The 8,371-nt window shown below is 37.0% G+C and carries 7 protein-coding genes; 6 read left to right on the top strand and 1 reads right to left on the bottom strand.

Annotation, left to right across the window (positions count from 1 at the left end; all coding sequences use genetic code 11):
- The 4 genes from R3333_RS10185 to R3333_RS10170 all read left to right on the top strand — a co-directional run.
- Positions 1–802, top strand: an 802-nt coding sequence (locus tag R3333_RS10185; protein ID WP_318958689.1) for an alpha/beta hydrolase family protein, incomplete at its 5' end; no start/stop codon positions are given.
- A gap of 2 nt (positions 803–804) precedes the next feature.
- Positions 805–1,317 (top strand): thioredoxin family protein, encoded by a 513-nt coding sequence (locus R3333_RS10180; protein ID WP_318958688.1) that lies wholly within the window; start codon positions 805–807, stop codon positions 1,315–1,317.
- Between the two features lie 117 nt (positions 1,318–1,434).
- Positions 1,435–2,724, top strand: a complete 1,290-nt coding sequence (locus tag R3333_RS10175; protein WP_318958687.1) for a citrate synthase — start codon at positions 1,435–1,437, stop codon at positions 2,722–2,724.
- 110 nt (positions 2,725–2,834) lie between these two features.
- Complete coding sequence (locus tag R3333_RS10170; RefSeq protein ID WP_318958686.1) at positions 2,835–5,030, top strand: hypothetical protein; 2,196 nt, start codon at positions 2,835–2,837, stop codon at positions 5,028–5,030.
- Here the strand turns inward: R3333_RS10170 and bshC are convergent.
- Positions 5,027–6,619 carry a bacillithiol biosynthesis cysteine-adding enzyme BshC gene (gene bshC / locus R3333_RS10165; RefSeq protein WP_318958685.1) on the bottom strand — a complete coding sequence of 531 codons (1,593 nt, stop codon included), beginning with the start codon at positions 6,617–6,619 and terminating at the stop codon, positions 5,027–5,029. The genes R3333_RS10170 and bshC overlap by 4 nt on opposite strands.
- A gap of 244 nt (positions 6,620–6,863) precedes the next feature.
- Between bshC and R3333_RS10160 the strand changes: the two genes are divergently transcribed.
- Together R3333_RS10160 and R3333_RS10155 are read left to right on the top strand one after the other, a co-directional pair.
- Entirely contained in the window at positions 6,864–7,295 is a 432-nt protein-coding gene (locus R3333_RS10160; protein ID WP_318958684.1) for a peptidylprolyl isomerase, read from the top strand.
- A gap of 94 nt (positions 7,296–7,389) precedes the next feature.
- Positions 7,390–8,371, top strand: a 982-nt coding sequence (locus R3333_RS10155; protein ID WP_318958683.1) for a metallophosphoesterase family protein, incomplete at its 3' end; no start/stop codon positions are given.

Below are 8,371 nucleotides of genomic sequence, written 5' to 3'. Positions count from 1 at the left end.
TGCAATATTTGCAGAAGAATTAAAACAATACAACTTCCAGAAAAAAGAATTCTTCACCCTTGAGGGGGCAAACGGAGATGCTTTAAATGCATGGATGATCAAACCTGCTGATTTTGATTCTAGCAAACAATATCCAGTATATTTTAACATTTACTGTGGACCAGGAAGTAACATGGTCTTGGATAAATTTGGAGGGTTGAACCTTGCGTACCACCAACTTTTGGCACAATCTGGTTACATTGTAGTATCTGTAGATACAAGAGGGACGATGTACAGAGGAGCGAAGTTTAAAAAATCTACTTATTTACAATTGGGTAATTTAGAATCGGATGATTTAGTAGCTGCTGCCAAGAATTTTGCACAACTTCCCTACGTTGATGAAAACAGAGTGGGAATCCAAGGTTGGAGTTTCGGTGGAACAATGACCACGCTCTCTATGTTAAAAGGAAACGATGTTTTCAAAATGGGGATTGCCGTTGCTCCTGTTACACATTGGAAATACTACGATAACATTTACACCGAACGATTCATGCGTACTCCTGCTGAAAATCAGACAGGTTACGAAAACTACTCTCCAGTAAACATGGTAGATCAGTTAGAGGGGAAATACTTCCTAATTCACGGGGCTTACGATGACAACGTTCACCATCAGAATACAATGGAACTTATTAATGCACTTGTGGCAGCTGATAAACAATTTGATTTGTTTATTTACCCTAACAAGAATCACGGAATTTATGGTGGTAATACGCGTAATCATCTCTTTAAAATGATGTATACTTACACTTTAGAGAATTTATAACAATGAAAGCACTATCATACATCTTAATTGGTTTTGGACTTTTTATGGTTTCATGTGCCAATATCAAGGATCAAAAAAAAGCTGATGTTAACGAAGTCATTCATACAGCACCACCAGTCAACGACAGTGTGATTTTCTGGTATGAAATGGAAGAAGGAATTTCTTTAGCTAAAGACCAAAACAAAATGATCTTTGTGGATGTATATACAGATTGGTGCGGATGGTGTAAAAAAATGGATGCATCAACTTTTAAGGACAAATCTGTAATCAAGGCTTTAAATCAAGATTACATTGCCGTAAAGTTTGATGGTGAAGAAAGAGATTCAATCAATTTCTTTGGTACGGCATACAAGTTTGTAGATAATGGAAGAAGAGGTTACCACGAATTGGCCGCTGTGCTTTTAGATGGTCGTTTAAGTTACCCTTCGTTTGTTGTCTTAAACAACAACGGAACGAGAGAAAAAAAGATGATTGGATACATGAATCCAGAACAATTAATAATGCAATTGAAATAATTGCGACAATATAAATTATTTCGCGTTTAAGATAGTCTTAAATACTTTGAACAATCAAGTTTATTACTATCTTAGTCGTCGATATATTTTAACCTTAAAATTTATTAAATTATAAAAATGAGCGAAGTAGCCAAATTAGAACTCAACGGTACGGTTTACGAACTACCAGTTGTCACTGGAAGTGAAAACGAAAAAGCGATAGACATCAAGAAATTAAGAGGTGAAACAGGGTACATTACCTTGGATCCTGGTTTTAAAAACACAGGTAGTACATCAAGTGCTATAACTTTCTTAGATGGAGAAAAAGGAATCTTAAGATATCGTGGGTATCCAATTGAGCAGTTGGCTGAAAAAGCATCTTTCATGGAAGTTGCTTACTTACTTATTTACGGTGAATTACCACAAGCTCACGAATTAGAGAACTTCCACAACAGCATTACGAAGCACACGTTGGTTCACGAAGATATGAAGCAATTCTTTGAGGCGTACCCAGCACAAGCTCACCCAATGGGTATCTTGGCTTCTATGGTTTGTTCACTTTCTACATTCTACCCAGAGTCTCAAGACCCTAACAGAGGTTACGAAGCTATCGATTTAACAATCCACAGATTGTTGGCGAAACTTCCAACTTTGGCTGCAATGTCTTACAAAAATGCAATGCGTCATCCTGCAATGTACCCTAAAAATGAATTAGGATACTGTGAGAACTTCTTACACATGATGTTCGGAATGCCAACTGAAGACTACACGCCAGACCCAGTTGTTGTTGATGCATTGAACAAATTATTGATCTTACACGCAGACCACGAACAAAACTGTTCAGCATCTACAGTAAGAATCGTTGGTTCTTCTCAAGCAAACCTTTACGCTTCTATCGCAGCAGGTGTATCTGCATTATGGGGACCACTTCACGGTGGAGCTAACCAAGCGGTAATTGAAATGTTGACTAAAATCCAAGAAGACGGTGGAGATCTTCAGAAATGGGTTGACAAAGCAAAAGATAAAAATGACGCATTCCGTTTAATGGGATTCGGACACAGAGTATACAAAAACTTCGATCCACGTGCTAAAATCATTAAGAAAGCAGCAGATGATGTATTGGAGAAATTAGGAATTGATGATCCTATCTTAGACATCGCTAAGCAATTAGAAAAAGTTGCTTTAGAAGATGAGTACTTCGTGAAGAGAGGTTTATACCCTAACGTTGACTTCTACTCAGGAATCATCTACAGAGCATTAGGTATCCCAACTGAAATGTTTACAGTAATGTTCGCATTAGGTAGACTTCCAGGATGGATCGCACAATGGAAAGAAATGGTTGAAAACGGAGAGCCAATTGGAAGACCTCGTCAGGTTTACACAGGAGCTAACGAAAGAGACTACGTTCCAATGTCAGACAGAAAATAAGAATCTTCTATATTCAGAAAGCCTTGTTACATTTTGTAGCAAGGCTTTTTTTTTGTACCTTCTTTGGGCGTTCTAAAACGCTAACAACCTACTAATCAAACCTACCTAACATGAAAACCTTATACAAATGGGTTTTGAAACTCTGCCTAGCTATTTCAATAAGCCCCTGCTCCTACTCTATTGCTCAAGACACAATCTTTTTCGAAGGATTTGAAGCAAGTTCTTTTCCTAACATCAATTTTTCAACGCCACCCTGTTCCAATTTACCGGACCTATGGGATACCACCTCTTGTTTAGACACAACCCAAGCTTTTTCAGGAAATTACTTTTGGGGCATACGAGATCTAAATGGTAATTGTGGAGGAAATAACTTCGAAAGCCTCATATCCGACACCTTTGATTTAAGTAATTCCAATTACGCAAACTTCAGTTTTCGCTACTGCTTTGTTGAACTTGACAATGGTGATGATATTAAATACAGCTATTCCTATGACAATAACACTCCAACAGAAATCTCCCTTATTAATGGTAGCAGTAATATTTCTTCAAATGGATGGCTGACATCCACTCTTAACATACCCGACAGTATCAACACCTTTTCCTTTACAATATCAATTAAACAAAATGGTGATAATGATTACATAGGAATAGACAACCTATACCTGAAAGCTGTTCACAAAGATTCCTGCTACATCTCAACTCCCATACTCAACGCCTTCGTCTGCAACAACAATGGCAGCAATTCAAACGCACTGGATGATAAATTAGAATTCGACATATTATGTCAAGGACAAAATTTATCAAGCTCATACCAACTCTTTCAAAACGATAGTTTGTTAGACGACTCACTTAACTTTAATAATATTCACTCTATACAGTCAATTTCGGGATCAATTTATAGCCTCAATAATTTTACAGTTATAGACAATATAAACAGTTCATGTACCTCACAATTCACAATAGATAGCGCTGCACATTGTTCCTTCAACTACCAAATTTTAAGTGCCGCTATAAGTTCCAACAATTTAAGTGTAAACTGTGATGAAGGTGATTCCGTTTTACTCAGCATTCAGAGTTTTGGTATTTTCGATACCACAAATAACTTTAGTATTCTACTTTTAGATAGTACTCAAAACCAATTTTCTTCAGAACTCTATCGCTTACAATCAACCTCAATTGACACGCAGGTGTATGTTCACGTACCTCATGCCTTGGCTACAAGCAGTGCTTATGAAATATTGGTTAAAAGCGATTTCCCCAATTTCAGCTCCACACCTATAAGTATTGAGGTAAATAACACTTCAAACTGCTCGCCTCCCTACATTACAGGAATATTGATCAATGCGTGTAGCAGCGGAATACAAGAAGGAAGCGGAGAACTAATTTTTGGGTATACGGGTAGTTATGCCTTAGATTTCAATTCCAAAAACTTTCAATTTTCTTATGCAGCCAACCTGCCCTTTTCGAGTAGCCACGTTAAAATAGACAGCTTCGAAAATATACCGACGAATACGCTATTACTAAACAGTTCTGCTGGATGTACTAACCTTTTTTTTGATGGATATGGACAAAGCATCCCGAGCAATTCTCGGTTTTTAATATGTAGAAATGATGTAGATATTAACTCTTTATATTGGCATAACCTGTGTGGCTTGGGCCCCATTTATGTACTCTATGCAAATCACACAAAATGGCTTAACAATGGACTATTCTCTAACTTAACCACTTCAGGAACACGATATATGCAAGCCAAATTTACAGACACGCTCAACCATGAATATATACATGAAACAAATTACAACAGAACCTTGAATAGTGGATTAGATGGAGATTTCACCACCTTCAATGCATCAGGTGGCACAGCCTTAAGTTATGAAAATTTTGGGTGTAATTTAGTGCCTGGAATTTTACCCATTACGCTGTTAAACTTTGAGCTTTCCATAGTTGAGTCCGATATTCAAATTTCTTTTGAATTGAAAGATCCCGGCGAATACTCCTCCCTAACCCTAGAAAAGTATATACACAATGAGTGGGTAGAACTTGAAACCTTTAATACTCCTATTACCGGTAAAACCTACCGCTTTGAAGACCAACAAATACTGCCGGCTAACAATTATCGTTTACTTGGTATTCAAGCAAACGGCGATTCCGATCTAATTTGTGCAGAAAGCATTCCGTTTAAACAAAAGGCGAAAAAAGTAATTGCCCGAACAAACCTGCTCGGGCAATCCATCAAAACGTCCACCAAAGGATGGCATTTCATAATATTTGAAGACGGGAGTACACAACTCTCCTATCAACCTTAGTTTTCTGATAACACAATAAGATCTTTTTCTAAAGGATCCATGTTCTCCATAAGTAAGGTTAAAAAGTTATCTTTTCCATATTTAGAAAAGTACGCTAAAACATTATCCTTTCTTTCCTGTAAACCTCCGCCTGGGAATAATCTGTCGTGCACGCTATCTATATTCTTTAGGGTGTCATCGTACTTTTTCTTTTTGTGACGAATCAACTTACTCTGCATGTTTTCAATTTGCTTACGCATTTTAGTTAACTCACCCTTTCCGTAATTCTCCAATGCTTTATCTACATTAATCACATCACGTACAACAAACTTTTCTAAAGTATCGAAAGCAGTATTCAATTCCTCAAAATTAATTTCTTCATCAGATTGATTCAATACAAAGTCTTTCTTCAAAGCATCTGTCGACTGCAAGAAATCTTGAAACTGATAACCGAGCTTTGCCATTTTTTTCTGACTCACACCATCTACAATCTGAACACTATTTCTCACCTGAATCAGGGGATATTGAAGATCTAGTGCGTCAAACACTCCTTTTAACTGAAGCCAATAAGCCATTTCACCTCCACCTCCAACATACACTAAATTTGGAAGTATCCATTCTTGGTACACAGGTCTCAATACCACATTCGGACTAATTAGTTCAGGTTTCCCATCAATTAATTCTAATAATTCCAGGGCAGAAAATACTACACCTTCTCCAGCGGTAAAACTACCATCCTCTTCTTTTATAATTCGTTCACGCTTACCGTTATCCATGAAAAATAAATTAATTTCTCTAGGATGAACTTGCCCGTGATAACCTTTTTCTACTAATCTTTCAGTACTTTGCTGAACCTCTTTTTCAGAGAACTGTTCTCTAATTTCTTTGAATAAAACAGGTCTGTATAAAGCCTTCAACGCCGGTGCATCTGCATCTATTATCACCAAGCCTTCTTCTCCAAACAGCGTATTCACTAATTTCAAAGTAGCCTGTGCAAGAGTATCCTCTTCCGCGTAACTCTCTTCTACTAAGTGTGCTATTTCAGGTTGGTTTTCGAACAAAGCTTTTACCTCTTCTTTTAACGCCTCAAAACCATTTAAACTAAATTGACCAACAGCTCCGGTTTGCTCACTCTCCCAAACTCTTTTTTGATTGAATAAATTTAAATGGTTAATTTCAGCAAAATCATGATCTTCAGAGGCCATCCAATACACAGGTACAAAATTATAATTTGGATATTCCTGCTTCAATCGTTTTGCCAATTGGATTACATGAACAATTTTATAAATGAAATACAAGGGTCCTGTATACAGGTTAAGTTGATGCCCTGTTGTAATCGTAAAAGTATCTTTCTTTTCTAACAACAAAGTGTTTTGAACTACAGCATCTGGTGTTGAAACATTCGCGTATTGCTTGATTAAACTATCGCGTAAGGTTTTCCTATAACTATGGTTGTAATTTTCATTCTTCAGCTTTATTTGTTGTGCAAAAGCTTTTATATCAAAGGGTTCTTGAATAAATTCTTTTAATGTATCTTGCTTGTACACAAGCGCATTGGCTATATCACTAAAAAAACTTGTTTCTTCTCTGTTGATGGTTTGTTTCTCCATGCGGCAAAAATATCTGTATTTCTGAATTGAAAAATTTAGTTCCCATGAAATACATGGAAATGTCCCGCTTATTTCATTCTATTTTAATGAAGCTTTCGATAAGCGTTCTAGACAATGAAAGATAATAAAAGTGCTTCAATTTTAGGCGTGAAAATGAGTTTTGGTTACAGTTTTCACTTCCTTTTACACAAACTGAGCTCACGCTTTGAAATTTCCTTTAACTTTGCAGCTAAATTTGAAAAATATGAAAGCGACAATAAAAACAAACAAGGGTGAAATGCACGTGGAGTTTTACGAAAAGGATGCTCCAAATACAGTTGCTAACTTTGTGAAACTTGCAAAAGAAGGATTTTACGATGGTTTAACTTGGCACAGAGTTATTCCTAATTTCGTAATTCAAGGAGGATGTCCAAAAGGAACTGGAGTTGGTGGACCAGGATACACGATTGATTGTGAATTAGATGGTGACAACCAATACCACGACAGAGGAGTTTTATCTATGGCTCATGCAGGAAGAAACACTGGTGGATCTCAGTTTTTCGTTTGTCACTCAAGAGAAAATACTTCACACTTGGATAGAAACCACACATGTTTCGGTAAAGTTGTTGAAGGAATGGACGTAATTGACGATATCAGAGAAGGAGATTCTATTGAAAAAATCGTTATTGAAGATTAATCTCAAAAGATAATCATATTAAAAGTCGGTGTTTTGCATCGACTTTTTTTGTGCGCTAAAGTTTATATTCAATTGTCTTTTCTAAATTTAAAACATGAAAAATATCTTAGTCATATTCAGTGCCCTTTTCAGCTTTATCTCTTTGGCTGAAGTCCGTTTTGTTCGTGTAATGTTTTACGGCGATGCTTCTACTTCAGCTACCATAGGTTGGGATCAATTGAATGTAGATGCTCACACATTTTTTTATGACACTTTGCCGATTGATCCAAACAACCCTAAAAACTGTATAGACAGATTTATTGTGCGCAAAGACAAAGGGATGAATAACCACTTTGTAGAATTGACCAACCTCCAACCAAATACGAGATACTACTTTTCTATTCAAGATAAGAATGGCTTTTCAGCTCCGTATTACTTCTACACGGTTCCTAATACTCCAAATACACCGCTGGCTTTTGTTGCTGGAGGAGATTCACGCACGCGATCGGCAGTGCGCAGACAAGCAAACCTACTGGTGGCGAAACTAAAACCTCATGCTGTATTGTTCGATGGAGACTACACTGCCATTGATACACACAACGAATGGCTTGAATGGTTTGAAGACTGGACCTTAACTGTAGGTAAAGATGGAAGAATCACTCCAATTGTACCTTCAAGAGGTAACCACGAAAGAACCAATAAAGTGATGGTCAATATCTTTAATGTCCCTTCTAAAAGAGTCTACTACTCTACACAATTTGGAGGAGGTCTTGTCAACATAGTTGTGCTAAACAGTGAAATCTGGAAAGGTGGTGCACAAACATGGTATTTGAAAAACAACCTTGAGAAACACAAAGATTATACTTGGTCTATTCCCATGTACCATAGACCCATGCGTCCACATGTGAAGCACAAGAAAGAAATGCAAACCCAATACAAACATTTTGTACCTGTTTTTGAAGCCTATAAAAACGTGCGTTTGGCCATTGAATGCGACTCGCATACCTGTAAATCAACATGGCCTATTTTAAAATGTAAGGACGATGAAAATTGTGATGAAGGATTTGTAAGAAATGACAGCTTGGGAATTGTATATG

The organism is Lishizhenia sp. (genome assembly GCF_033720595.1).
In the GTDB taxonomy this organism is placed as follows: domain Bacteria; phylum Bacteroidota; class Bacteroidia; order Flavobacteriales_D; family Crocinitomicaceae; genus Lishizhenia.
Note: the sequence above shows the minus strand (reverse complement) of the source record. Positions and strands in the feature narration are given on the sequence as shown.